22 protein-coding genes are annotated in these 25647 nt (G+C 66.7%); 15 read left to right on the top strand and 7 right to left on the bottom strand.

The features are described 5' to 3' along the window. The first annotated feature begins 106 nt into the window (after nucleotides 1-106). Nucleotides 107-1126, top strand: a complete 1020-nt coding sequence (locus M2390_RS08545) for a LacI family DNA-binding transcriptional regulator (RefSeq protein ID WP_259178016.1) — start codon at nucleotides 107-109, stop codon at nucleotides 1124-1126. Nucleotides 1127-1182: 56 nt separating this feature from the next. On the opposite strand, the gene thrC is transcribed toward M2390_RS08545, so the two are convergent. Further along, entirely contained in the window at nucleotides 1183-2601 is a 1419-nt protein-coding gene (gene thrC / locus M2390_RS08550; RefSeq protein WP_259178075.1) for a threonine synthase, read from the bottom strand. Nucleotides 2602-2948: 347 nt separating this feature from the next. Here thrC and M2390_RS08555 point away from each other — a divergent pair, with 347 nt between their 5' ends. Continuing rightward, nucleotides 2949-3587 carry an Abi family protein gene (locus tag M2390_RS08555; RefSeq protein ID WP_259178017.1) on the top strand — a complete coding sequence of 213 codons (639 nt, stop codon included), beginning with the start codon at nucleotides 2949-2951 and terminating at the stop codon, nucleotides 3585-3587. A 176-nt stretch (nucleotides 3588-3763) separates the two neighbouring features. Here M2390_RS08555 and M2390_RS08560 read toward each other — a convergent pair whose 3' ends face one another. Continuing rightward, nucleotides 3764-4681 (bottom strand): amidase domain-containing protein, encoded by a 918-nt coding sequence (locus M2390_RS08560; protein ID WP_259178018.1) that lies wholly within the window; start codon nucleotides 4679-4681, stop codon nucleotides 3764-3766. Nucleotides 4682-4933: 252 nt separating this feature from the next. Here M2390_RS08560 and M2390_RS08565 point away from each other — a divergent pair, with 252 nt between their 5' ends. The 4 genes from M2390_RS08565 (at nucleotide 4934) to M2390_RS08580 (ending at nucleotide 8554) form a co-directional block, all read left to right on the top strand. Next, nucleotides 4934-6223, top strand: coding sequence for an aminotransferase class V-fold PLP-dependent enzyme (locus M2390_RS08565; protein WP_259178019.1), 1290 nt, complete (start codon nucleotides 4934-4936; stop codon nucleotides 6221-6223). 45 nt (nucleotides 6224-6268) lie between these two features. Next, on the top strand, nucleotides 6269-6721 hold the full coding sequence (sufU, locus tag M2390_RS08570; protein WP_030149378.1) for a Fe-S cluster assembly sulfur transfer protein SufU: 453 nt from the start codon (nucleotides 6269-6271) through the stop codon (nucleotides 6719-6721). A 212-nt stretch (nucleotides 6722-6933) separates the two neighbouring features. Beyond that, nucleotides 6934-7371 (top strand): DoxX family protein, encoded by a 438-nt coding sequence (locus M2390_RS08575; protein ID WP_043322355.1) that lies wholly within the window; start codon nucleotides 6934-6936, stop codon nucleotides 7369-7371. 133 nt (nucleotides 7372-7504) lie between these two features. Further along, complete coding sequence (locus tag M2390_RS08580; protein ID WP_259178020.1) at nucleotides 7505-8554, top strand: Gfo/Idh/MocA family protein; 1050 nt, start codon at nucleotides 7505-7507, stop codon at nucleotides 8552-8554. Nucleotides 8555-8581: 27 nt separating this feature from the next. Here M2390_RS08580 and M2390_RS08585 read toward each other — a convergent pair whose 3' ends face one another. Then, nucleotides 8582-9919 carry an FAD-dependent oxidoreductase gene (locus tag M2390_RS08585; protein ID WP_259178021.1) on the bottom strand — a complete coding sequence of 446 codons (1338 nt, stop codon included), beginning with the start codon at nucleotides 9917-9919 and terminating at the stop codon, nucleotides 8582-8584. A 79-nt stretch (nucleotides 9920-9998) separates the two neighbouring features. On the opposite strand from M2390_RS08585, the gene M2390_RS08590 reads away from it, so the two are divergent. After that, nucleotides 9999-10376, top strand: coding sequence for a helix-turn-helix transcriptional regulator (locus tag M2390_RS08590; protein WP_259178022.1), 378 nt, complete (start codon nucleotides 9999-10001; stop codon nucleotides 10374-10376). 32 nt (nucleotides 10377-10408) lie between these two features. Here M2390_RS08590 and M2390_RS08595 read toward each other — a convergent pair whose 3' ends face one another. Genes M2390_RS08595 through M2390_RS08605 form a run of 3 tightly spaced genes read right to left on the bottom strand, consistent with a single transcriptional unit; the run spans nucleotide 10409 to nucleotide 13668 of the window. Beyond that, nucleotides 10409-11287, bottom strand: a complete 879-nt coding sequence (locus tag M2390_RS08595) for a carbohydrate ABC transporter permease (protein ID WP_259178023.1) — start codon at nucleotides 11285-11287, stop codon at nucleotides 10409-10411. Next, the gene (locus M2390_RS08600; protein ID WP_259178024.1) at nucleotides 11280-12344 is read right to left on the bottom strand and encodes a carbohydrate ABC transporter permease; all 1065 of its coding nucleotides are present in this window, start codon (nucleotides 12342-12344) and stop codon (nucleotides 11280-11282) included. Before M2390_RS08600 ends, M2390_RS08595 begins: the two co-directional genes overlap by 8 nt. Then, nucleotides 12334-13668, bottom strand: a complete 1335-nt coding sequence (locus tag M2390_RS08605) for an ABC transporter substrate-binding protein (RefSeq protein WP_259178025.1) — start codon at nucleotides 13666-13668, stop codon at nucleotides 12334-12336. The genes M2390_RS08600 and M2390_RS08605 overlap by 11 nt, the downstream gene beginning before the upstream one ends. Nucleotides 13669-13961: 293 nt before the next feature. Between M2390_RS08605 and M2390_RS08610 the strand changes: the two genes are divergently transcribed. From M2390_RS08610 to M2390_RS08645, 8 genes are all read left to right on the top strand, one after another. Further along, on the top strand, nucleotides 13962-15416 hold the full coding sequence (locus M2390_RS08610) for an LLM class flavin-dependent oxidoreductase (RefSeq protein ID WP_259178026.1): 1455 nt from the start codon (nucleotides 13962-13964) through the stop codon (nucleotides 15414-15416). Further along, nucleotides 15413-16660, top strand: coding sequence for an acyl-CoA dehydrogenase family protein (locus M2390_RS08615; RefSeq protein WP_259178027.1), 1248 nt, complete (start codon nucleotides 15413-15415; stop codon nucleotides 16658-16660). Before M2390_RS08610 ends, M2390_RS08615 begins: the two co-directional genes overlap by 4 nt. Nucleotides 16661-16905: 245 nt before the next feature. Beyond that, nucleotides 16906-18186 carry an ABC transporter substrate-binding protein gene (locus tag M2390_RS08620; protein ID WP_259178028.1) on the top strand — a complete coding sequence of 427 codons (1281 nt, stop codon included), beginning with the start codon at nucleotides 16906-16908 and terminating at the stop codon, nucleotides 18184-18186. Between the two features lie 84 nt (nucleotides 18187-18270). Further along, nucleotides 18271-19221, top strand: coding sequence for a carbohydrate ABC transporter permease (locus M2390_RS08625; RefSeq protein ID WP_259178029.1), 951 nt, complete (start codon nucleotides 18271-18273; stop codon nucleotides 19219-19221). Further along, complete coding sequence (locus M2390_RS08630; RefSeq protein ID WP_121689545.1) at nucleotides 19218-20123, top strand: carbohydrate ABC transporter permease; 906 nt, start codon at nucleotides 19218-19220, stop codon at nucleotides 20121-20123. Before M2390_RS08625 ends, M2390_RS08630 begins: the two co-directional genes overlap by 4 nt. A 34-nt stretch (nucleotides 20124-20157) precedes the next feature. After that, nucleotides 20158-21924 carry a glycoside hydrolase family 9 protein gene (locus tag M2390_RS08635; RefSeq protein WP_259178030.1) on the top strand — a complete coding sequence of 589 codons (1767 nt, stop codon included), beginning with the start codon at nucleotides 20158-20160 and terminating at the stop codon, nucleotides 21922-21924. Between the two features lie 198 nt (nucleotides 21925-22122). Continuing rightward, on the top strand, nucleotides 22123-23283 hold the full coding sequence (locus tag M2390_RS08640) for an ImmA/IrrE family metallo-endopeptidase (protein WP_259178031.1): 1161 nt from the start codon (nucleotides 22123-22125) through the stop codon (nucleotides 23281-23283). Continuing rightward, the gene (locus M2390_RS08645) at nucleotides 23284-23766 is read left to right on the top strand and encodes a DUF4411 family protein (protein ID WP_259178032.1); all 483 of its coding nucleotides are present in this window, start codon (nucleotides 23284-23286) and stop codon (nucleotides 23764-23766) included. A gap of 46 nt (nucleotides 23767-23812) precedes the next feature. On the opposite strand, the gene M2390_RS08650 is transcribed toward M2390_RS08645, so the two are convergent. Beyond that, nucleotides 23813-25588, bottom strand: coding sequence for a glycoside hydrolase family 9 protein (locus tag M2390_RS08650; RefSeq protein WP_259178033.1), 1776 nt, complete (start codon nucleotides 25586-25588; stop codon nucleotides 23813-23815). Nucleotides 25589-25647: the final 59 nt, after the last annotated feature.

The raw sequence follows: 25647 nt of genomic DNA on the forward strand, positions 1-25647 counted from the left end.
GGGGATTAATCTTGGGATACCACCGGAATTTGCCGGACTGTGTTGCTAGGATCTGACATCGTTGACACAGCGTCGCGGATTCCGCGACCGACCCCCGAGGACATCCATGACGCCGCTCCCCCGCAGCACCCGCCCCACAATGAACGACGTGGCCAAACTGGCGGATGTGAGCCTGAAAACCGTGTCTCGCGTGGTCAACGGAACCGAGAGTGTGAGCGCGGCCAAGGCGGTACGCGTCGAGGCGGCCATCCGGGAACTCGGGTTCCGTCGAAACGAACAGGCACGGCAACTCCGCCAGGGCACCACGGCCACGATTGGGCTGATCATCGAGGACCTCGCGGACCCGTTCTACTCCACACTTGCCCGCGCCGTCGAGGAGGTGGCCCACGCGCACCATCACGCGCTGCTGGTGTCCTCCTCCGCCGAGGACCCGCGCCGGGCCGAGGAGCTGGTGCGCTCGCTCAGCGGACGCGGGATCGACGGGCTGATCATCACCCCCGCCGAGGGCATGGATCCGCGCGTGCTGGCGGCCGAGGGTGAAGCCGGCTGCTCGCTGGTGTTTGTGGACCGGCCGAGCGTGGATGTGGACGCCGATACGGTCCTGGTGGATAACCGCGGTGGGACCGCCGCCGGGGTCCGCCACCTGCTCGCCGGGGGTCACCGCCGGATCGCGTTTGTCGGTGACACCGCGAGCCTCTACACCGCCCAGGAGCGCCGGATCGGCTATCTGGAAGCGTTGGAAACCGCCGGGATCGAGCGCGATGACAACCTGGTACTGATGGCCAATCCCGCGGCCCCCGAGTCCGGGGAGGCGTTTTTGGCACTGCTGGATCAGGCCGATCCCCCCACCGCGATCCTCGCCGGAAACAACCGGTGGAGCGTCCGCGTGGTGCGCCTGCTGCGCCAGCGCGGCATCTCGATCGCCCTGGTTGGGTTCGACGACTTCGAGCTTGCCGACGCCCTGGAACCACCGGTCAGCGTGGTCGCGCAGGACCCGGCGGCGGTGGGCCGGCTGGCGGCCGAGCTGCTCTTTAGCCGGCTCGCCGGGGACACCGGACCGCGTCAGCACATTCAGCTCGGTGCCACCCTGATCCCGCGCGGCAGCGGGGAGCGCGCCCCGCGCTAGAACACAGAATGGCCGGGCCCCGAGGGGCCCGGCCACCGTGCGTGTGCGAACGTAATCTAAATGCGCTCGGCGATGTAGGTGCGCAGGAAGTCGGCGTCGAAGGGGATCTCCTCGACCCGCTGCGGGGCCTCCATCAGCGCCTTCGTCTCGGCCGACTGCTCGGGGGCAGAGCCCAGCGCCTCGGCCACGATCTCGGGGAACTTGCGCGGCTTGGCGGTCTCCAGCACAAGCATCGGGATGCCGTCCTCGACGTGCGGCAGCGCAACCTTCGCGCCATCGGCGGTGTGCGGATCCAGGGTGATGCCCGAAGACTCGGCAAACAAGCGGATGGTGTCGATCCGGTCGGCGTGGGTCGAGGTGCCACTCACGAAACCATATTCGGCCTCGAAGCGGGCCTGCTCGCCGCTGAGGTCGAAGAATCCGTTGGCGGCGAGGTCCTTCCACGCACCGGCGGTGCGCTCGGGGTCGCGACCGAAGAAGTCGAAGATGAAGCGCTCCAGGTTGGAGGCCTTAGAGACATCCATCGAGGGGCTCGAGGTGGCCAGGGTTTCGGCCGAGGTGCGCGGGCGGTAGATGCCGGTGCGGAAGAAGTCATCCAGCACGTTGTTCTCGTTCGAGGCGAGCACCAGCTTGCGGATCGGCACGCCGAGCAGCTTGGCGTAGTAGCCCGAGAGGATGTTGCCGAAGTTGCCCGAGGGCACCGCTACCGACACCTCGAAGCCCGCACGCTGGTCGGCCTCCACGGCGTCGGTGGCGCGCAGCCAGGCCCACACGTAGTAGACGATTTGGGCGGAAATTCGACCAAAGTTGATCGAGTTGACCGCGCCGAGGTTGTGGGCACGCTTGAAGTCGAGATCCTCGGAGAGGGTCTTCACAAGGTGCTGGCAGTCATCAAAAACGCCCGCCACGGCGAGGTTGTGCACGTTGGCATCCTGCAGCGAGTACATCTGCGCACGCTGGAAGGCGCTCATTCGGCCGAGCGGAGAGAGCATGAAGATTGAGATGCGCTCACGCCCGCGGAATGCGTATTCGGCGGCGGAGCCGGTGTCGCCCGAGGTAGCCCCGAGGATGTTCAGGCTGCTGGTGGTCTTGGCCAGCACATATTCCATGGCCTCGCCGAGGAACTGCATCGCCATGTCCTTGAAGGCCAGCGTCGGCCCCTCGGACAGGCCCACCAGCGTCATGCCGCGGCCCAGGTCGGTCAGCGGGACGATCTCGGCGGCCTCAAACTTATCGGCGGCATAGGCCGCGTGGGTCAGCCGGGACAGGTCCTCGCGGGGAATGTCGGTCGCGAACAGCCCGATCACCTCGGTGGCCAGGTCGGCGTAGCCGAGGCCGCGCCAGCTCTCCAGCGTCTCGGGAGAAACGGTGGGCACGGTTTCGGGGACGGCGAGGCCGCCATCCGGGGCCAGGCCCTCAACCAGAACGTCGGAATACTGGCCAATGACGTGGCCGCGCGTCGAGATGTACTGCAATTCCGCGCCTTTCTCCTCGGGGATCATGAGAAATCCAGCCTACCGGGCGCGCCGGTGAGAAAAACACAGCATCCCGTGCACATTGGTGCGCCCACAATATTCAAGCAGGTGCGCACCAGCTCTTACTTTATGAGTTTGAGAGGGTTAGAGTTTCAGCCACGATCATGAACGATCTATAGCACTCTTGCCCGGGATGAGAAGTTCCCATCTTGAACCTCGCAGTCCGATAAGGAGTCTAAAACTCATCAGATAAATCAGTAGCCCCGGCGATGTGCTCAATCTTTCAGAGCAGGGATCGTTCCGGGGCTTTCACAACGATCATACGCGAAGACCATGGGGGAGTCTAGATGTCATATGCGCCTGATGAAGCACTGTTGGAGCGGTGGATTAGTCCCGAACGGCTAACCCGATATCGCTCGGCACGTGAGGACACGCTCTCGCTCTATCTGTGGAATGCAAGCGTCTCCGCCCTACTCTTTGAGCTGACAGGGCACGTCGAAGTCTTGTTACGAAATGCAATCCACACCAAGCTTGCGCCCCACTCACCCGACCAGCGGTGGTACATAGATAGCTATTACAACTTCGCATCACAAGCAAGGCGAAGCGTTACCGTAGCGCAGGACCACGCGACTCAAGGAAACCGGCCAGAATCTCCCGGAAAAGTCGTCGCTGAACTCACATTTGGGTTCTGGCGATTCTTGCTCAGCTCTCGGTATCAAGCCACAATCTGGCCGCGTGCGCAGTCGGCATTTACAGGTGTTCCGAGGCATTTGCGCGATCGGGCCGAGTTGGAAACGGTTGTAATCCGCCTCCACCATTTACGTAACCGGGTGGCGCACCATGAGCCGATCTTTCACCAATCGTTGCACCAGCACGTTGCCGATCTACTGTTTGTTGCGGGGTACATCGATGACCGCGCAGCCCGGATGATTGCAGATCAAACCGCCATCATTGAGCTGCTCTCTCGCCGCCCACCAATTGTTTAGGATCGGATTTCACACGCACCCAGGCCGGTCGTGAGTCTTCGTTTCAGAACTTACCTAGTTCGCTATAAGTTCACCGAGGTTACGCCTTGGCGTCGGGAATGCGCAGATACCGACCAGGCTGGCCGGGGTTACGCCTGAGCGTCGGGAATGCGCAGATGCCGACCTGTTGGACGAGGTTACGCCTTAGCGTCGGGAATCGAGTAGAACCAGGCCTGCATCTCCTGGCCGGGCTTGTTGGCGGCGTTCTTGTCCTTGATCAGCTGGTCCAGGTCGCGGTAGTCGCCGTCGAGGTTGTGCGAAACAAACGCGACCTCGGTGTGGCCGTTCACCTTCTTGACGCTGGACACGGTCATCACGTGGTCGGGACGGCCCTCGCCGGTCCACAGGAACACGCCGATGTCGCCGACCTTGAGCTTGTCGCGGTCGGCGAGGGTCAGCTTGGTGAGGCCCAGGGTCGAGGCGTCGTTGGTGAGCCACTTGTCCATGGTGGGCACGAAGCGCCAGGACTCGGTTGAGGAGGCCACGTTCACGCCGGGGCTGTTCCACTGCGGGTTCTGCTTCCAGCCGCGGGCGATCAGGCCCTGGCTGGTGAAGTTGGCGCAGTCTCCACCGCCGGCGTTCATGTCGCCCCACTGCGCGGTGTTGTAGTTGTTCCAGTGCTTGAAGAGGTAGGCCATCTGGCGGTCCACGTCGGTCTTCACCGCGTACGTGTACTCGGCGCTGCCGGCGGCAGGGGTCTGCCCAATAAGCGCGGTGACCGGAACCTGGCCCTCTACATAGTTGAACGAGGAGGGCACGGTGACCTCGATGGTGGTGTCGTTTTTGACGGTGATGTCGCCGGCGTCCACGGTACCGAAGTGCACGTTGGTGACGCCCTTGAGGTTTTCACCGGTCAGGGTCAGGGTGGTGCCACCGGAGAGACCACCCTCGGTGCTGGAGAGCTTGGTCAGCGCGGGCTTACCGGTGCCGGCATCGGCGCTGGTGTTGCTGCTGGGGGCGGCAGATCCGCCGGTGGAGGGTTCCGATGCGGCGCACCCGGCGAGGGTGGCGGCGAGCAGGCCGCTCAGGACGAGGGCGGGGAGACGAGTGCGCACGGGGACCTTCCAAAACACAAATACAGACAATATGTCGAGACCTCATCCTAAGCGCGTGTGCCTGGGAAATCGGCACAAAAATCGGCGGGCCGGGATCGCAGGTTACGGCGCGATGACCCCGCCGGGTAGCCCGGGCGGCACACACGCGAGAGAATGGGGGCGTGGGGAATTCCGTTTCCCCGTTTGCTGTTGATCCTTCACAGCACACCCCGTACGACAAGTGCCCGTTTTGGGCAGAGGAAGCCGTATCCCATGACCCTGAACCACCCGATCGACGATGCCGAGGCCGCCCGCCTCGCTGCCGACTTCCCGGCCCTGGATCAGGAGGTGAACGGTCACCGCCTGGCGTATCTGGACTCCGGCGCGACCTCGCAAAAACCCACCGCGGTACTCGATGTCGAGCGCGACTTCTACGAGCATCACAACGCCGCCGTGCACCGCGGCGCCCACACCCTGGCCGCCCTGGCGACCGAGCGGTTCGAGGATGCGCGGGCCAAGGTTGCCGGATTTATCGGGGCCGATATCGACGAGGTGGTGTGGACCAGCGGTGCCACCGAGGCGCTGAACCTGATCGCCTACGGCATCTCCAACGCCAGCGCGGGTCTCGGCGGCGAGGCCGCAAAGCGCTTCGCGATCGGAGCCGGAGACGTGATCGTCACCACCGAGGGCGAGCACCACGCCAACCTCATTCCCTGGCAGGAGCTGGCCGCCCGCACCGGCGCGACGCTGCGCGTCATCCCGATCCTCGATGATGCCACCCTCGACATGGAGGCGGCAGCCGCGCTGATCACCCCCGAGGTCAAGCTGGTTGCGTTCACCCACGTGTCCAACGTGTCTGCGGTGATCAACCCGGTTTCCGAGCTGGTCGCCCTGGCCCGCGCGGCGGATGCCCTGGTGGTACTGGATGCCTGCCAGTCGGTGCCGCACATGGGGGTGAACGTCCGCGAGCTGGACGTGGACTTTGCCGCGTTCTCGGGCCACAAGATGCTGGGCCCCACCGGCATCGGTGTGCTCTATGGTCGCTCCGAGCTGCTGAACGCCCTGCCGCCGTTCCTCACCGGCGGCTCGATGATCACCACCGTAACCCTGGAGAAGGCCGAGTATCTGCCCGCCCCGCAGCGGTTTGAGGCGGGAACTCAGCAGGTCGCGCAGGCGATCGGGCTGGCTGCCGCGATCGAGTATCTGGATGCCGTGGGCCTGGACCGGATCCACGAGCGCGAGGCCGAGCTGGGCGCACGCATGTACCGCGGGGCCGCGGCAATCCCGGGCATCCGGGTCCTCGGCCCGAGCGAGGCCGCGCTGCGTTCGGGCGTGGTCGCGCTGGATGTCGAGGGGGTGCACGCGCACGATGTCGGCCAGTATCTGGATGATCGCGGCATCGCGATCCGCGTGGGCCACCACTGCGCCCAGCCGCTGCACCGCCGTCTAGGCGTGACCGCCTCGACCCGGATCAGCCCGTACTTCTACAACACCACCGCCGAGATTGACGCGGTGATCGAGGCTCTGGGCGAGGTCCGCGCCTACTTCGGCCTCGCCGACTAATCCCGCTTTAATCCCCACTCAGATTTAGAAACTGGAGCTGCCATCATGGGCTCACCCGAACTCGCCTCCCTCTACCAGCAGGTCATCCTGGAGGCGTCCAAGCAGAAGCACGGCTTCGGCCTGCGCCCCGAGGATCACCCCAGCAACCACCAGCTGAACCCTACCTGTGGGGATGAAATCACCCTGCAGTTGGTCACCGACGCCTCGGGGGAAACCGTGGAGAAGCTCGCCTGGGAGGGTCAGGGCTGCTCGATTTCGATGGCCTCGGCCTCGCTGCTGACCGACCTGACCGCGGGTCTGCCGGTGGCCGAACTGCCCGAGCGGATCGGCCTGTTCCGCGAGCTGATGCAGTCCAAGGGTGCCGGGATCGAGGATGACGAACCCCTCGGGGACGCCGCCGCCCTCGAGGGTGTCTCGCGCTATATCGCCCGGGTGAAGTGCGCGATGCTCGCCTGGACCGCGCTCGAGGGCGCGATGATGGAGAGCGCCGCCAAGTAGGCGGAGTGCGCGTCCGGCGGTCCGCGGCGGCTGACACCTGAGCCTCTGAACGTCTAGACCGCTGGGCCGCTGGGCCGCTGGGCCGCGCAGATGCCTAACGCAGGTGGTTTCGACCTGGCAATGCCCTGGGAGGCGTGCGGCATTGCCCCCATCCGGACCCAATCCCGGAAATAGTTGTAGCGACAATCTATTTCCGATCGAAGGAGCCCGTTTTGACCCCGTCGACCACCTCGTCCCTTGGCCTGGCACTACTGCGCGTTGCGCTCGGTGTCGTCTTTTTCGCCCACGGCTGGCAGAAACTCACCGAGTTCACCCTCGCCGGCACCACCGAAGCGTTCCGCGGCATGGGGGTACCGCTGCCCGAGCTGGTGGGCCCGGCCGTGGCGATCCTGGAGATTGTTGGGGGTGCCGCGCTGATCCTCGGCCTGGCGACCCGGATTGTCGCCGGGCTGCTGGTGCTCGACATGCTCGGCGCCCTGTTCCTGGTGCACGCCTCGGCGGGCATCTTCGTGGACGCGGGCGGCTTTGAGCTGGTCCTCGCCCTCGCCGCCGGTGCCGCCGCCCTGGCCCTGACCGGCCCCGGCACCTTCTCGGCCGACCACCTGGTGCGTGGCCTGCGTCGCGGCCGCTCATCCGCCGCGACGGCCTAGTCGCACCCACTCGTCGCCCTCGATGCCCACACGGGCATCGAGGGCGACTTCTTAAGACGGCACCCGAGTAGAGTGGTGGGGTTCGTCGCGGCCAGGCCGCCGCATTCCCCGCTTCACGTTTCGGAGACCAACGATGTCCTCTCCCCTTACCCGCCCGAACCCGATTCCGCGTCGCCCGCTGCGTTTAGGCGTCCTGGGTGCCGCACGGATCGCCTCCCGCTCGCTGATTCCGGCCGCACAGACCGCCGGCGATGTGCTGGTCGCCGTGGCCGCCCGCGATCCCCGGCGTGCCCGCGACTATGCGACCGAACACGGGTTCCTCCGCGCCGAAAACGACTATGCGGCGCTGCTACGCTCCCCGGACATCGAGGCCATCTACGTCCCGCTGGTGAACTCCGAGCACGCCGAGTGGGCGGCCCGGGCCCTCGACGCGGGCAAGCACGTGCTGGTGGAGAAGCCGATCGCCGCCAACTCCGCCCAGCTGGAATCCCTCGCCGCGCGGGCGTCCGGATCGGGCCTGGTGCTGGCCGAGGCGTTCCACTATGCGATGCACCCGCTCTGGCTGCGGGTGCACGAGGTGCTGGCCTCGGGCGAACTGGGCCGGATTCAGAGCGTCACGATCCGCTCGGAGATCCCCGCCCCCGACGATGCGGACCCGCGCTGGAGTCTGGACCTCGCCGGCGGCAGCGTCATGGACGTGGGCTGCTACGCCCTGCACGCCGCCGAAAACCTGGGTTCACACTTTGGTGGTTCCCCGCGCCTGATCGCTGCGACCGCGCTGGGCCGCCCCGAGGATGCCGAGGTGGATCGCTCGCTCACCGCCAACCTCGCCTTCCCTGACGGCACCCCGGTGCGCATCACCTCCTCCATGGACGCCGCGGACATGGAGTTCTCGCTGCGCATCGTCGGCAGCGCCGGGGTCCTGGAGGCCCCCGATTTTGTGCTGCCGCAGCTGGATGATCGTCTGCTGATCGGCCCTCTGGATGCCCCGCGCACCGAGCACCTGGGCACTGTCCCCTCCTTCGACTATCAGCTGGATGCCTTCCGGGCGGCCGTGCGCGGGCACGCGGCCTTCCCGGTGAGCGTCGCCGAATCCGTGCGTACCCTCGCCCTGATCGACGCCGCCTACCGCGCGGCCGGACTCGCCCCGCGCCCGGGCGACCCCGTGGGCGCGCGGGTCTAACCCGGCGGGCTTGCGACCTAGCCGCACCTAGCCGCGGGCGACCTCTCCGGCGAAGCCGTGCTCCAGCCCGGTGGGGAACCCCACGGTCACGCGCGCCTCGGGCACGCCCGGGGCCACGCAGCACACCCCGGATTCGGGCAGGATCAGCTCGACCCGGGCGGCTGCCTCATGATCACCCGCGATCGCCGCGACCACCGAACGCACCTGCTCATAGCCGGTGGCCAGCAGGAAGGTCGGCGCGCGACCGTAGCTCTTCATCCCCACGATGTAGACCCCGGTTTCGGGCTGCGCCAGAATCTCCGCGCCGTGTGGCTCGACGGTCCCACACGAGTGGTGGTTCGGGTCGATGAGTGGCGCGAGCCGCGCAGGGGCCTCGACCACCGGATCCAGGTCCAGCCGCACCTCGCGCAGCATGTCGAGGTCGGGACGGAACCCGGTGGCCGCGGCGATCGCGTCCACCACGATCTCGGTGGATCCGCCCGCCTTGACCTTCACCCGGCCTGCGGGGGTCGCCCCCAGCGAGTGAATCGCGAAGTCGCGCAGCAGCGTGATTCGTCCGGAATCCACTGCCGCGCGCAGCCGGGTGCCCAGTGCGCCCCGGGCGGGCAGTTCATCGGCGTCCCCGCCGCCGTAGAGGCGGTGCGGGGAGTGTCCGCGAATCGCCCAGAAAATCTCTGTGCCCGGCACCGATTCGGCGAGCTCCACCAGTGCCAGCAGGGTATTGGCGGCCGAGTGGCCGAGCCCCACCACGAGGGTGGATCGCCCGGCGAAACGGGCACGGTCACGGCCCAGCACGTCGGGCAGCGCCCCCACCAGCCACGGCGCGCACACAGCTTCCCCGGCCGCCGGGTATCCGCTGGCACCCAGCGGATTGGGGGTGGACCAGGTGCCCGAGGCGTCGATGATCGCGGCCGCCTCCACCTCCTCGATCCCACCCGAGGTTTCGACCCGCACGAGCAGCGGATGACGCTCGCGCCCCACCGTCCGGGTCTTATCGATCCCCCGACGACCTACCCCAACCACGCGGGCACCATAACGAATATGCGGGGAGATTTCCGGGGCGGCGGCCAGCGGCTGAATGTACTCACGAACGAGCTCGGCGCCCGTGGGCACGCGCTCGGGATCCGGGGCCACCCATCCGCGCGGCTCCAGCAGGGCCCGCGCCGCCGCATCGGTGTTGAATCCCCAGGGGGAGAACAGCGAGACGTGCCCCCACTCGCGAATCGCGGCCCCGGCAAAGGCCCCGGCCTCCAGCACCAGTGGGCGGAGTCCGCGGGTTACCAGGTGGGCGGCGGCAGCCAGGCCGATCGGCCCGGCACCGATCACGATAACGGGCAGCTTGGGATCGGAAGAGGGAGTGGACATGGCAATTCCTTTCATGCAGGTTGACAGGTGTTAACAGTAAAGACTGTTAATAGAAGTCGCAACATGTAATACTGGATTCATGTCCCTCACGCCCCTGGAGCTCCAGCCGCTGCCCCGTGAATCCGGGGAAGACCCCGCTACCCGCGCCCACGCCCTCGCGCCGCTCATGCGTGCCCTGGGCGACCCCAACCGGCTGCACCTGGTGCTCCTCCTGGCCGACGGCCCGCTGACCGTCCGCGAACTCACCGATGCCTCCGGCCTCAGCCAGACGCTCGTCAGCCACCACCTCGCGCCGCTGCGGGAGCTCGACCTGGTCACCGTCACCCCGCGCGGCCGCGCCAATGTCTATGAGCTGTGCTGTGAGGCCCTGGCCACCCCGGTGCGCCTGCTGGCGAACATCGCCGCCTCAACGCCCGAGGGGCGCGAAGCCTGCTGCGCGGTGGATACCGCGAGCTAGCCGCACGCCCCTCGAATTCGAGTTTTCCCGCGCTACTTCACCGCGCCCGAGGTGAGCCCGGCCACCAGGCCGCGCTGCAGGAACACCGCGGCGGCAAAGACCGGCGCGACCCCCACCAGGGAGGCGGCGGCGAGCTGCCCGAAGTCCTGCACCTTATCGCCGAGCAGCAGCGAGAGGATCACCGGAACCGTCTGCGAATCCGGCCCCTGGGTGAGGAACAGGGCCAGCAGGAACTCGTTGTAGTTGAGCACCGCGACCACCACTCCCACGGCGATCAGCGCCGGGGTCAGCAGCGGCAGAACGACACGGAACAGGATGCGCAGCGTGCCCGCCCCATCCAGCGCCGCGGCCTCCTCAATCTCCAGCGGAACCCGCTTCACAAACCCCTGCAACAGGAAGACCGCCAGGCCCGTATTGGCCAGCGCATAAACGAACGCCAGCCCCACCAGCGTGTTGTTGAGCCCGAGGATGCGCAGCAGCGTGAACAGCGGAATCACCGCCACGATCGGCGGCAGCAGCCAGGGTGCCAGGATGCTCGCGGTCAGGGTTTTTCCGCCGGTCTGGTGCCGCACCATCGCCCAGGCCGCCGGCAGCGCGAACGCCAGCGTGATCAGTGCACCAAAGCCCGCGGCAATGATCGAGTTGAGGATCGCCCGCGGCAGCCCCGACGTCGTGAGTGCGGCCTCCCAGTTACCCCAGGCCGGGGTTGCCGGGAGCAGGTGCCCGGCGGCCACCTCGGCCCGTCCCATAAAGGAGAGTGACAGCAGGTAGAGCAGCGGGATCAGGGTCAGCGCGAGGCTGATGCCCAGCACGATTTTCGCGACCGGGACCCCGCGGCGAGGTGTGCGACGTCGAGCGGTGGCACCCGAGGAAACGGGCCTGGGTACGCGGGTGAGTGTCGCGCTAGTCATTACCAAACCTCCGGGAAATCAGGATGATCGGGGTCGTGATCACGGTGATGACCACGGCCAGGATCAGCGTCAGGGCGGCCGCCTGGCCCACATCCGCGTGCTGCAGAGCGGCCTGGTAAATCTGGTACGCGGGCATCGTGGTGGCCTGGCCGGGCCCACCCGAGGTCATCACATAGATCAGGTCAAAGACCTTGAAGGCCAGCACCAGGCGCACCAGGAAGGCGGCCGCGATGGTTCCCGCAATCGCCGGCAGGGTGATCTCCCGAAACAGCCGCCAGCCGTGGGCCCCATCGAGGGCCGCGGCCTCGGACACCTCGGGATCCCGACCGAGCAGCGCGGCGAAAACCAGCAGCGCGATCAGCGGCGTCCACTCCCAGATGTCCGCGATGCCCACCCCGGCGAGCGCCAGATCGGGATTGGCGAGGATCGAGAGCGGTTCACCCCGGTAGCCGAAGGTGCGCAGCAGCGTATCGATCAGGCCGCCCGAGGGACTAAAGATCAGCTTCCAGAGGATGCCCACCACCACCGGCGGGGTGATCAGCGGCAGGAGCAGCAGGGTGCGCACCAGCGATCCGGCGCGCACGGCACCGGCGAGCGCCAGGGCCACGATCACCCCAAACACCACGCTCAGCACCGCGACGGCCAGCGCATAGCCGACCGAGCGGATCAGCGAGCCGATCACATCGTCATTGGTCAGAGCCTCGACCACGTTATCGCCGCCGACAAACTCCTGGAACGGACGCCCGAGCGAGGAGCGGCTGAAGGCCGCGAGCAGGATAAATACCAGCGGAAACGCGCCCAGCACGATGACCGCAAGACTCGCCGGGGCCACCAGCCCCGCCCGCACCAGGCGGGTTCGAGTACCCTCGCCGGGCAGGCGCGGGCGGGCGGATGCCTTCTTCGGCACCGAGCCGTGGCGGCCGGAACCACCCGCAAGACGCGCGGGCTGCACGCCCGAGCTGGCGGCGACCGGCAAGGTCTCCGCGGCATCAACGGCGGAAGCCGCCGACCCGGTTTCCGGGTCGACGGCGTCCAGCGTGGGGGCGTTACTTCCCAAGGAGGGACTCCCACTTGGTCTGCACCCGGTCAAGGGTTTCCTTGGCGGTGCCCCCGGTGCCGGCAAGCAGCTTGGCCAGCTCATCGGTCAGGGTCTGGGCAAGCTCGGTGGCCTTGGGACCGGTGGGCCAGGCGAGAGCACCGTCGAGGGTCGCGCGGTTGACGCGCTGGATCTCCGGGTACTTCTCGCCGTAGGTGGCATCCTCGAGCGAGGACTTGCGGTTGGGGTCGATCCCGGTGGTGGGGATCGCGGTCAGCAGCGCGGCGTTGACCTTCTCCGAGGAGGCCCAGATGATGAAGTCCTCGGCGAGCTTGGTCTTCTTGGTGTTGGCGGCCACGACCCAGCTGAAGCCGGCCACCAGCGAGGCGCGCGACTTCTCGCCAGCCTTCTCGGTGGGCAGGAAGGTCACGCCCCACTTGCCGGCAACCTTGGAGTCTCCGGCGGTGTTTTCCGAGTTCACACCGGTATCGGTCCAGTTTTCGATGAAGCCCACCTTGCCCGAGTACCAGGCGTTGTTGCCGGCACCAAAGTCGGTTTCGGCCGGGGTCGGCAGGGCGAAGTTGTTGACATCCACCAGGGCCTGGGCCGCCTTGACGGCTTCAGGCGAGTTGATGACTGGCTTGCCATCCTTGTCCAGGAACTCCCCACCGAAGCCGGCGAGACGGTTGGCGAAGCTGGCACCGAGGATCAGCGGTGACTTCTGACCGAACACCGCGGCCCCGTAGGTGCCCGACTTGCCCTCGTTGGCGGTGATGGTCTTCACGTCTTCGAGGTACTCATCCCAGGTGGCGGGAGGCTCGGTGATGTTGTTCCGGGCCAGGATCTCCTTGTTGTAGAAGAGCACGTGGGTGTCGCCATCAAAGGGCAGACCGTAGCGCTTGCCATCCACCAGGGAGTACGGGTCATAGATCGAGGGGATGAAGTCGTCGGGCTTGATCTCGTCGGCGCGGTCCTTAATCACGCCGGTGAGGTCCTTGATCGCCCCGTCCTGGGCGAGCGAGCCCAGCGAGACGTACCAGGGGGCGGCGGCGTCGATCGTGTTGGCCCCCGACTGCTGATCGAGCGCAAGCTTGGACCCGATCTCGTCATAGGGCACGATGACGGGGTTGATCTTGACCCCGGTCTCCTTCTGATACTCGGTCTTCAGCCATTCGGCGGCACCCTTGTGCGAGGAGATCAGCAGGACCGTGAGCGACTTATCGCCGGCCTGCGAGTTGTCGTCGGCGTCGGCACTGGCCGAGCACCCGCTCAGCGCGAGGGCGGCGATACTCAGACCGGCCACGGCACCGGCAAGGCGGCGGCGCGGAGTGGAAAAGATTGACATGGGGTTCCTTTGGGCGAGATGGCGGGGATTTTGGCAACCCGATTCGGGGCCTCTGAGTTGCGTTGCGTCACGCTAGCACCGGACCTCCGGGGCATGCACCCGGTCCCGTCATGATCCGTCGCGGCCGGTAACACGGCGTTATCTTTGCGACGCGCGTCGCGGATATCCGCGCGCGCGGGCGCGCGGTCACCCGGGCGAATGTCCCCGTGTTACGAAAGCCGGGCGCCCACCCGTGCCGCGCTGTTAGCGTTCCCCCACGGCAGTTTTTCTCCCCACCGATCAAAGGATCCACCGTGTCCAAGCGCATCATCCTCAACGCCTTCGATATGGGCTGTGTCACACACCAGGCCCCGGGCCTCTGGCGCCACCCGGACAACCGGGCCGACACCTACAACACCCTGGAATACTGGACCAACCTCGCCCGGCTCCTGGAGCGCGGCAAGTTCGACGCGGTCTTCCTGGCCGATGTGCTGGGCGTCTATGACGTCTACCGCGACTCGGTCGCCCCCGCCCTGATCGACGCGGCGCAGGTGCCGATGATCAACCCGGTGCTGCCGATCACCGCGATGGCCGCGGTCACCACCCACCTGGGTTTTGGGGTCACCGTGGCGCTCACCTATGAGCAGCCCTACAGCCTGGCCCGCACCTTCTCCTCGCTGGATCACCTGACCGGGGGCCGGATCGGCTGGAACGTGGTCACCAGCTACCTCAACTCCGCGGCGACCAACCTGGGCCTGGAAAAGCAGCTCAGCCACGATCAGCGCTATCAGCTGGCCGAGGAGTTCCTCGACGTGACCTACAAGCTGTGGGAGGGGTCCTGGGAGGATGGCGCGGTGGTGCGCGACCGCGAATCCGGCGTCTTCACCGACCCCACCAGGGTGCACCCGATCGATCACCGCGGCGAGCACTTCTCGGTGCCGGGCATCCACCTGGCCGAGCCCTCGCCGCAGCGCAGCCCGGTGATCTTCCAGGCCGGCACCTCCAAGAGCGGAAAGTCCTTCTCCGCCCGGCACGCCGAGGCCGTGTTCCTCAACGGGGTGCGGCCCGAGATTACCCGCAAAAACGTCGACGATATTCGCGACCAGACCGAGGCCGCCGGACGCGACCGCAACGAGGTCAAGATCATCGTGCTGGCCACGATCATCACCGCCGAAACCGATGAGCTCGCCCAGGCGAAGTATGACGAGTACCGCTCGTTCACCAGCGTCGAGGGCGCCCTGGCGCTCTACGGCGGCTGGTCGGGCCTCGACCTCTCGGGCTATGACCCGGACGTGCCGCTGGAATACGTGGACACCGATGCCGCCCGCTCGGCCCTGGCGATCTTCACCATCACCGATCCCGAGCGCCGGTGGACCCCGCGCGACATCGCCGAATACCTGGGCATCGGCGGCATCGGTCCGGTGATCGTGGGCTCGCCCACGACCGTGGCCGACGAGCTGGAGCGCTGGATCGAGGTGGCCGATGTGGACGGATTCAACCTCGCCTATGCGGTCACCCCGGGCAGCTTCGAGGACATCGTGGACCTGATCGTCCCCGAGCTGCAAAAGCGCGGCCGAGTCTGGAACGAGTACCCCGAGGGCACCCTGCGCGAACGCCTCGGCGGCGCCGGACCCCACCTTCCCAGCACCCACCCGGGTGCCGCCTACCGTGGTGCCTTCACCGGTACCCGGTCCGCCGCCGATGGCGACGCCTCGCGGGTCATCCCGCATATCGATTCGATCCGCGATACCCCGAAGGACGCAGCATGACCACCACCGCAGAATCACCCGAAACCACAACCGCGGCCGCCGCACTCTCGCCCTGGCACGGCGTTGCCGATGCCGCCGAGCGCGCCCATTGGGAGGCCGTCGCCGCCGAGGTCGGCGCACGCCTGGGAACCGACGCTCTCGAACGCGACCGGGCCAACCTCGACCCGCACGCCGAGCTGAACCTGCTGCGCGAGGCCGGACTGATCAACCTGCTGCACCCGGCCGAGTTCGGCGGCGGCGGGGCGCACTGGTCCACCGCGCTGCACGTGGTGCGGGTGCTGGCGCGCACCGACGCCTCGGTCGCCCAGGTGCTCGCCTACCACTACATCAACGCCTCGAACATCGTGTTTTCCGCCGCCCCCGAGGCCCAGGAAGCCTGGTTCCGGGCGAGCATCGAGGGCAACTGGGTATGGGGCGACTCGGTCAACCCGGTGGATCCGGCCCTCGAGGTGGTTCGCGAGGGCGACGGCTATCGCCTGAACGGGCTCAAGCGCTTCTCGACCGGTGCCAGCGTCGGCGATGTGGTCCTGCTCAACGCCCGGATCACCGGTGGCGAGGACGCCGACCGGTTCCTCTACGCGGTCCTGGATCACGACCGCGAGGGCGTGGAATACCTGGGCGACTGGAACGCGCTCGGCCAGCGGCTGTCCGCCAGCGGGTCGGTGCGCTTTAACAACGTCCGGGTCGAGGCGGCCGACGTTCTGGGGCTGGACTCCCCCGAACCCTTCGCCAGTCTGCTGACCCCGGGCATCCAGCTCGCGTTCGGCAACCTGTACCTGGGCATCGCCGAGGGCGCGCTGGCTCAGGGCACGCAGATCCTGCGTAACCGTCCCAACGCCTGGTTCCTCTCCGGGGCCGACACCTACCGTCACGACCCGTTTGTGCAGCGTACGGTGGGCGAGTTTGTGGCACAGATCGAGGCGGCCGACGCCCTCGCCGAGCGGGTGGGCATCCACTTTGACCGGGCGGCCGATCGCGGCGGCGACCTCACCTGGGAGGAGCGCGGGGAACTGGCGATCGCCGTGGCCAAGCTCAAGGTCGTGACCGATGCCGTGGCGCTCGAGGTGACCCACCGGATCTTCGAAGTGACCGGGTCCTCCTCGGCCAACCAGCGGGTGGGACTCGACCTGCACTGGCGCAACGTGCGCACGCACTCGCTGCACGATCCGGTGGACTACAAGAAGCTTGAGGTGGGTGCACACCACATTAACGGTGAGTTCCAGCCGGTCTCGCTCTACACGTAGACCACCCGGCAATATCGGCCCTCGTCCTCGGGTTTTTCCCGAGGACGAGGGCTTTTTGCTGTGCCCGGGCGCGGAATTCGGGGAATTTGTCCCCCGGATGCGGGTTTCCACTCGGTACAGACCACATCAATACCACTCTTGCCAAGTTAGAAACCACAGGCTATTGTTGGGGCCAACGGTTCGGCCCCCAACCCGACCGTTCGATTTACGGCAGCACCGCCGTAACCGTCAGGAAGGATCCACCGATGCATCGCTTCAGACAAGCAGGACTCGCCGTTCTCGTCACCACCGGCCTCGCGCTCACCGCCTGCTCCAGCGGCGGCGCCTCCGCCGGGGGCGGCGACGCCGACAGCATTACCCTGCAGACCATTTGGACCAGTGGTAATAGCCAGGGCACCGCCCTGCGCGACGCCATCAAGGAGTTCACCGCCGAGAGTGGGATCAAGGTCAAGATCCTGGAAAACGGCGAGGACCTCAACCAGGTTTACGAAACCTCCCTGCTCGCCGGCGATGAGGCCGACGTACTGCTGGTGGGACTCCTGGAAAAGCAGCTCGACTGGGCCAAGAACGGCGCGGTCATCCCGGTCAACGACTACCTCAAGGACTGGGATCTCGGCGACGCGATCCCCAAAGCCGCGGTCGAGGCCTGGACCGACGATGAGGACAACGTTCGCGGGTTCCCCTACACCGGCTTTACCTGGCCCTGGTGGTACAACACCGACCTGCTGAAAAAGGCCGGCACCGAGGTCCCCAAGACCATCGACGAGCTCAAGTCCGCGGCCGCCGCACTGCGGGCCAGCGGAGTGGGTCCGGTGGCTACCGGTGGTAATGACTGGTCCGGTCAGAAGATCTTCCTGCAGATCCTGCAGACCTATATGGATGAGAAGGAGACCGTCCAGGTCTTCGAAAAGGGTGGACTGTGCAAGTCCCCCAACGCGATGAAGGGTGTCGAGCTGTTCGCCGAACTGCGCGATGCCGGCGTCTTCGTGGACGGCGTCGAGGGCCTCACCGCCGACCAGGCCCAGGCGCTCTACATGTCCGGCAAGGCCGCCATCGGGCCGATGGGCAGCTGGGCGTACCTGCACGCCGAGGAGCCCGTCGCCTCGGCCACCGAGCTCGGCGGTTTCCCGGTCGCCTCGGGCGGCACCTTCACCAAGCCGAACGCCTACCGCGGCGACACCTCGGCCGGCTGGTGGGTCACCCCCAACGGCCAGAAGAAGGAGGCCTCGCTGAAGAAGCTGGTCGAGTTCATGTACAAGCCCTCGACCATTCAGATCATGGCCGATGCCGGCATCGTGATGGCCACCAGCACCAAGGTGGACACCTCCCACATCGACTCCCCGATCATCGCCCAGGCCAACGGCCCGCTGCTGGACTCGGTGGACTGGGCGGTTATGCCCGATGGGCACGTGCCCGGGGATGTCTCCAACCCCATGTATCGCGCCACCTCGGTGGCCTACACCAAGGGCAACGACGCCCAGGCCATCTGCGCGGCCGTCGATAACGTCTACGCCGCCGCGGGCTAAGCCGCACACCGGTGGCGTCGGGAAATCCGGCGCCACCGGTTCTTGCCCCCAACAACGATTCAACCCTCAACGTTCGGAGCCACCATGGCTGTCATTGACGCGGCGCCCACCGAGGTGAGCAGCGCCGCACACCCCGCCTCACCCCGGCCCCAGACCCCGCGCCGCCGCTCGGTCTGGAAGCGCAACGCCGGGCTGACCTTCGCCCTTCCCGCACTGGTCTGGTTCCTGGTCTTCACGATCGGGCCCCTGTTCAGCCTGTTCTACTTCTCGATGACCAACTGGCGCGGCCTGATCGCCCCGCGCACCTTCGTGGGTCTCGACAACTTCACCAAGCTCTTCGCCGACCCGGTCCTGCACCAGGCGGCCCTGAACACGCTGATCCAGCTGGTCATCACCGTCCCGATCGTGGTGTGTGGCGCGTTCATGACCGCGTACTACGTGAACCTGCGTCCGCGCGGTCACCGCTTTATCCGCGCCGTCCTCTTTACCCCGGTGCTGCTCTCGGCCCCCGCACTCGCGCTGGTGTTCCTCGGGGTGTTTGCCCCCACCGGTCTGGTCAACGGATTCCTCGACACCATCGGGCTCGGCCATATCGCCAAGCCCTGGCTCGCCAACGGCGACAGTGCCTTCATCGCGATCATCATCGTGATCCTCTGGGCTTCGGTCTCGGTGTCCGCGGTGATGCTGGCCTCGGCCATGAACTCGCTGCCCACCGAGGTGTTTGAGGCCGCCGAGCTCGACGGCTGCGGACACTGGCGACGCATGTGGCTGATCGCGTTCCCGATGGCCAAGGGATTTGTGGGTGTCATCACGACCCTGCAGTTCCTCTGGACCCTGTTCACCTCCGCCGCCGTGGTGCTGCTGCTGACCCGCGGCGGACCCGGCACCTCGACGATCAACCTGTCCTTCCTGGTCTACGACTACGCGTTTAATAAGTCGAAGGTGGGCTATGCCCAGGCGATCGCCGTCATCCTGTTTGTGCTCGGAGTGCTCGGCCTGATCGGCATCCGACGACTGTTCCGGAGCAAGCCATGACCACCACCGCATCCCCACTCAAGACCCGCGCCCAGGCTGCGCCGGTTCGCGCGTCCTCCTCCCGCGGTTCGCGCGGCATCTCCGCCTTCCTGACCTATCTGTCGCACGGCGCGATTTGGCTCTACGTGCTCCTGCTGCTGGTCCCGATCTACTACCTGGTGATCTCGGCCTTCAAGACCAATACCGCGATCCTCAACGAGCCCTTCAACCCGTTTGCCGGCCTGGTGCTGGACAACTTCGGCAAGGCCTGGGAGCAGGCGACGCTGGGTCCGGCACTGTTGAATCAGGCGTACCTGACGGTGGGCGCGAGCGTGCTCACGCTGCTGCTGGCGATCCCCGCCTCCTACGCGCTGGCCCGCTCCAAGGGCAAGCTCGGCGGCATCGTGGAGCGCATCTTCCAGGTGGGCTTCCTGGTGCCGGCCTTTGCCGCGCTGGTGCCCACGGTGATGCTCGCCATCTCGATGAACCTGTTCCACACCCGCGAGTTCCTGATCCTCTTCCTCCCCGCCGGCGCGATGCCGCTCTCGGTGATTCTGCTGACCCAGGCGATGCGCACGGTGCCGGCGGAGCTCGAGGAATCGGCGGTGCTGGACGGTGCCAGTCAGATGCGGGTGCTGTGGGCGGTGTTCCTTCCGGTCACGATGCCCACCACGATCACGGTCATCATCCTGAACTTCCTGGGCTTCTGGAACGAGTACTTCTTCTCGCTGGTGATCATCGGTCCCGACCCCGCACTGCGCACCGCCCAGGTCGCGCTGCCCACGCTGTCGATGACCAATGCGGCGCAGTACGGCGTGCTGGCCGCGGGCATCGTCATCACCCTGATCCCCGTCTACATCGTGTACGCGATCTTCGCCGAAAAGATGGAGGGTGCCGTGCTTGCCGGTGCCCTCAAGGGCTAGTTTTTCCACCTTCACCCTTAAGAGAGGCTTTTCCATGCCGGTCGAGATTCCCCGTCCCGCCACCGCGTTTTCGGTCGGGCAGGCCGAGGCTGTTCCCGCCACATCCCAGGTCATCATCAATCACATCGGATACGATCCCGGATCCCCATCCGCCGCGGTCCTCGGGCTGCCGGATGGGTTGCCGCCGCGCTCGGTCACAATCCGCGAGGTTCTGGCCGATGCGTCCCTCGGCGAACCGCGCGAACTCACCGCGGGCCCGGTCGAGCGGGTCGCCCGCTGGCACATCGGCCCGTTCGCCCGGGTGCCGCTGCCCGTGCTGGCCACCGGCACCTATGTGATCGAGTGCGTCGATGCCTCGGGCGCGCTGGTGTCTTCGCCGGCGTTTGTGGTGGAGCCGGACCTGCTGCAGCGCTCGGTGCTGCCGGATCTGCTGTCCTATTTCCGGGCGCAGCGTTCAAGCGGGGAGATCGACCGCAAGGATGCCGCCGCCGCACTCTACGGAGATGATTCGGGCTTCACCGTGGACGCCCGCGGTGCCTGGTTGGATGCAAGCGGCGACTTCAGCAAGTTCATGAGCCACCTCACCTATACCCGGATGATGAGCCCGCAGCAGATTCCGCTGTGCGCCTGGGCGTTCTTCGCCGCACGGGACGAGATTGTGCGCCGGCACCCCGAGGTTGCCGATATGTTCACCGCGCATCTGCGCGATGAGGGCCTGTTCGGTGCCGATTTCCTGGTGCGCTTCCGCTCCCCCGAGGGCTACTTCTATACCGGGATCTTCGATGCGCTGACCAAGGATCTGAACGAGCGGGTCATCAACGCCCCACTGCCCGAGTCCGTGCGGACCGACCGCTATCAGGCGGCATATCGGCACGGCGGCGGCCTGGCGATTGCCGCGCTCGCCCGCGCCTCCACGCAGGATGCGGCCGGGGAGTTCGATTCCGCGACCTATCTGCGGGCGGCCACCGAGGGGTTCTGGCACCTCGAGGAGCACAACACCGAGTACCTGTTTGACGGGATCGAATCGGTCCTGGATGACTACTGCGCTCTGCTCGCCGCGGCCGAGCTGGTGGCGGCCGGAGAGCCCTCGGCCGAGCCCGCGGCTCGTGCCCGGGCGGCGTCGCTGATCGGTCGCTATGTCACCACCGACGGGGGTTACCTGGTGGGCGACTTCGAGGGGCGTCCCTTCTTCAGCGCCGCCGAGGCCGGGCTCCCGGTCATTGCGCTGCTGCGCTTTGCCGAGGCACTGCCCGAGGGGCCGGATGCCGAGGCTGCGCGCTCGTGTGCGGCGCGGATCCTGCTGGATCTGATGGCCCGCGCCGACGCGGTCCCCAATCCGTTCGGCTATCCGCGGCACCGCGTGCAGGCGGTCGGCGGGGAGGCGCGCGAGTCCTTCTTCTTCCCACACGAAAACGAGACCGGCTACTGGTGGCAGGGCGAAAACGCCAGCGTCGCCTCGCTCTCCACCGCGGCCAGCCTGGCCCTGAGCGCGGGGATCATCCCGGCCGAACACACGGAGCGCGTCGCCCGCTTCGCCGCCGACCAGATCGCCTGGGTCCTCGGCCGCAATCCGTTCGATGCCTGCATGGTCACCGGCCGCGGCCGCAACAACCCCTTCTACCGGGTTGAGTGGCCCAACCTGCTGGGCGGCGTGGTCAACGGCATCACCGGCGGCATCGACGACGAGGAAGACCTCGCCCTGCTCCCCGGCAACGCCGAGGAGGGCCGCACCTGGCGCTGGGGCGAACAGTGGATCCCGCACGCGGGCTGGCTCACCCTGGCCCTGGCGGCCGCGCGGTAGCGAGCCGAACGGCTGTGGCCGCGAGCATACCGCTCGCGGCCACAGCCGTTTTCTGTACGCTCGTCTGTTTCACTGCGCAATCCATCTCTCTGCGCCCTCCCGCAAACTCGGGGGTCGAATTCTCTTATAATCATCGCCCCGGTCCTATACCGTGAGGAGAAGGAGCACAGCCGGCTCGGGCACGGAAGGGAGACGTCGATGACCGTTCGAATTCCCGTCGCGCCCGAGATCTTGACCTGGGCCCTCGAACGCGCCGGCCTCAGCGAGCACACGGCCCACGCTCGTTTCCCCAAGATCCAGGAGTGGATCGACGGAGAATCACTGCCCACGTACAAGCAGATTGAGCATTTTGCTCAGTCCACACACGTGCCGCTCGGGTATCTGTTTCTTGAAGAACCACCGGTTGAGCCGGTGCCCCTGCCGGATTTCCGGACGCGTGGAAATACACGGCTGTCCTCATTTTCCGCCGAGCTGCGCGAGACGATCTACGACTGCGAAATCAAACAGGAGTGGTATCGGACCTATGCCATTCGCTCCGGCGCGGAACCACTGCGTTTTGTTGGCTCCGTGAGCCATGCAGCGGATCCTCGGACCGTCGCCGCCCAGATACGGCTGGCAATCGGGCTCACTCCGGAAAAGCGGCGTTCGTTCAGCAACTCCGAGGAGATGCTGCGCGGGCTCATCGACATGATCGAGGCCACCGGGGTACTGGTCCCAATCAGCAGCGTGGTGAAGGGGAACAATAACCGCCCGCTCGACCCGGACGAGTTTGGCGGCTTTGCGATGTCCGACACCTTCGCACCCCTGATTTTTGTTAACGCCGCGGACACTCGGGCCGCGCAGATTTTTACCATCATTCATGAGCTCGCCCACATCTGGGCCGGCGAGAGCGCCCTCTCCGATCCGCTTAGGGCTCAGCGATCCACCAACCGCAACGAGCTGTGGTGCAACCAGGTGGCCGGTGAGGTCCTCGTTCCCGAGGCCGAACTCAGGGATGCGTTCCAGGGCGATCATTCCCGGGAAGCGTTAGAACGCATCGCTCGCATTTTCAGGGTCAGCACCCTCGTCCTGATCAAACGTCTCCACGAGACCGGGGCACTCGAATGGGAGGAGTACCGCGAGATCTATGCGGACGAAGAGTCCCGGGTCATCGAATTCGCGGTGCGAGCGCGCGAGAAAAGGTCGTCCGGAGGTTCGTTCTACCTCACCCAACCGATCCGCCTGAGCCGCCGTTTTGCGACGGCCGTGGCGCGGGACACCCTGCAGGGCGGGACCCTCTACGGGGATGCGTATCGGCTACTCGGCACGACAAAGGCCGCGACATTTGACGAATTGGCCACACGGCTCGGGGTCGGTTAGATGTATCTCCTCGACACCAATGTTTTTATCGAAGCGAAGAATCGCTACTACGCGTTCGACCTGGCGCCGGGGTTTTGGGACTGGCTGGCGGTAGCAGAAGAGTCCAACCTGATTCTGAGCACCGAAGGTGTGAAGTCCGAGCTCATTCGAGGCGAGGACGAGTTGGCAACGTGGGCTCGGAACTCCTCGACGCTGTTTCGGCCGATCGATGCGCCCGCCATCACCACGATGCGCGAGCTCTCCACCTGGGCCCACTCGGGGAATTACAGCGAGGCCGCGGTCGCCGAGTTTCTCAGCATCGCCGACTACACGCTGGTTGCCTATGCCGCCGCCCATGAACTGGTCCTCGTTACCCATGAGCAGCCCGCCCCCGCCGCGACCAGGAGGATCCCCATCCCCAGCGCCTGCTCCGCCCTGGGCGTTGAGTACTGCACAACATTCACCATGCTTCGAGCCCACGGCGTCCAGCTCGGGTTGAGCTGAGCGGCACAGCACGGCACCTCGGGAGGTTATTCCTCCGCGCCGTGGCTTAGTCCGCCGCCGTGGTGGGCAGGGTGGACAGGGCTAGCAGGTACCAGGCCGAGTGCGGGATCCACTGTTCGGTCCAGCGCCAGGAGTCGTGGCCCGCGGCGGTGCCGGTGCGGAAGTCGATGCCGTTTTCGTCGTCCAGGCCGCTGGTGATGCCGTTGACGATGCCGCCGGGGAGGTTCGGGAAATCGGGGGTGTACTCGGCGTTGTTGCGGCCGCGGCCCTGCAGCATGCACACGTCGAACGGGTTGCGTCCCACCATCCAGTGCACCTGATCCACCGCGAACCGGCGTAGCCGCTCACGCAGGCTCTCGGGCACTCCGGGGAGCTCCGCGACCCGCGCCGCCGCGTGACTCAGCGACCCCAGCGCCGCGTTCTCCCCCTGCCACCAGTAGCCGGTGTCGTTCTCGTGCGGGAAGAAGAAGGCATCACGCGCCTCCCCACCGCGCGGCTGCACCCGCTGGCGCGGATACCCGAACGGGTTGGGGACCGCGTCGGTGCGCGCGATCAGGTCGGACATCGCGGTCACCGCGAGTGCACGGGCGCGTTCGGCGATTTCGTCCTCCTCGAAGACCTCGGCCGCACGCAGCAGCGCGATCGGGAGGAGGCCGGGCTCAACCGGACTGAAGTGCGGACGCCCGTCCTCCCAGGCCTCAAACCAGCCCGGCGAGCCCGCCCGATAGCGGCCCTCGATGTTCGCGAGCCGCTTCCCCGCGGCCTCCGCATACTCGGGTCGCGGATCCGCCGCGTGCAGTTCGGTCGCCGCCAGCAGCGCACAGTAGTCGTCCACGATCGACTCCGAACTCGGCGTCAGCTCCCCCGAGGCGAGGTCCAGGCCAAACAGATACTCATCGTTGTGGGCCTCCAGGTCCAGGAACGCCGTGCGCGCCGCCGACAGGTACGCCGCCTGGTCAAACTCGCCGTGCTCGGTCTCCCGGGACGCCCGGGCCAACGCCGCAATCGCCAGGCCTCCGCCACCCCGGTACGAGGCGATATACCGGTCGGTGCGCACACACTCGGGCAGCGGGGCGTTAATGATCCGCTCGGGCAGGCTCTTGGTCAGCCCGTCAAAGATGCCCGAGTAGAAGCGGCCCCGGGGATCGCGGAATCGGATCAGGAAATCGGCCCCGAACAGCGCCTCATCGCGCAGCCGCGCCCCAAGTACCCGAGAGAACCGCGGGTGGAACCGGGTCAGACCATCGCGTGCCTCCAGGAACGCCCAGGCACACAGTGGGATCTGCTGCGGGCTCATCGTGGGTGAGTAGGTGAGGTGGGAGAGGAACTTGCTGGTGTCACCCGAGGCGTCGAGCCAGCCGCCGCGGGCGTCCACCGTGGGAGCATCCGGTTCCACCCCCCAGAGGGCAGCGGCCGCGTCCTTGCGCTCGATTTCGCCGCTTGAACGCACGGCCTTGAACGCGAACAGCACGTCGGACATGCCCTGCGCGTGGGCGCGCTCGATCCCAATCTCGAACGGTTCGGAGCGCCGAGTCTGATGCCCGCTAGTGGCCTCGATGCGGTACGTACCGGGGACATCCACCTCGGAGAAATCAACGGCCGCATACGCACCGCCCGCCCAGTGGTCTACCTCGGTCGCCGGGGTCACGCGCGCCTCGATGATCCCGCCCGAAGCGTCGCTGGCGGCAGAGTTATCGGCCACGGCATCGGCGTTGACGCTCACCAGCCGGACATGCGGCCGTTCCCCGACGGCAAGCTCGCCAATCACCGCGCGCTTGAACGCGCCGATGTCATATCCCAGGTGGGAGGTGTGGATGCGCACGGTTAGCCCTTCCGCGCCACGGCCTCGTCACCGTTCACGCATAAGTGGTATTTATTGGT

The organism is Mycetocola sp. BIGb0189 (assembly GCF_024810155.1).
In the GTDB taxonomy this organism is placed as follows: Bacteria; Actinomycetota; Actinomycetes; order Actinomycetales; family Microbacteriaceae; genus Mycetocola; species Mycetocola lacteus.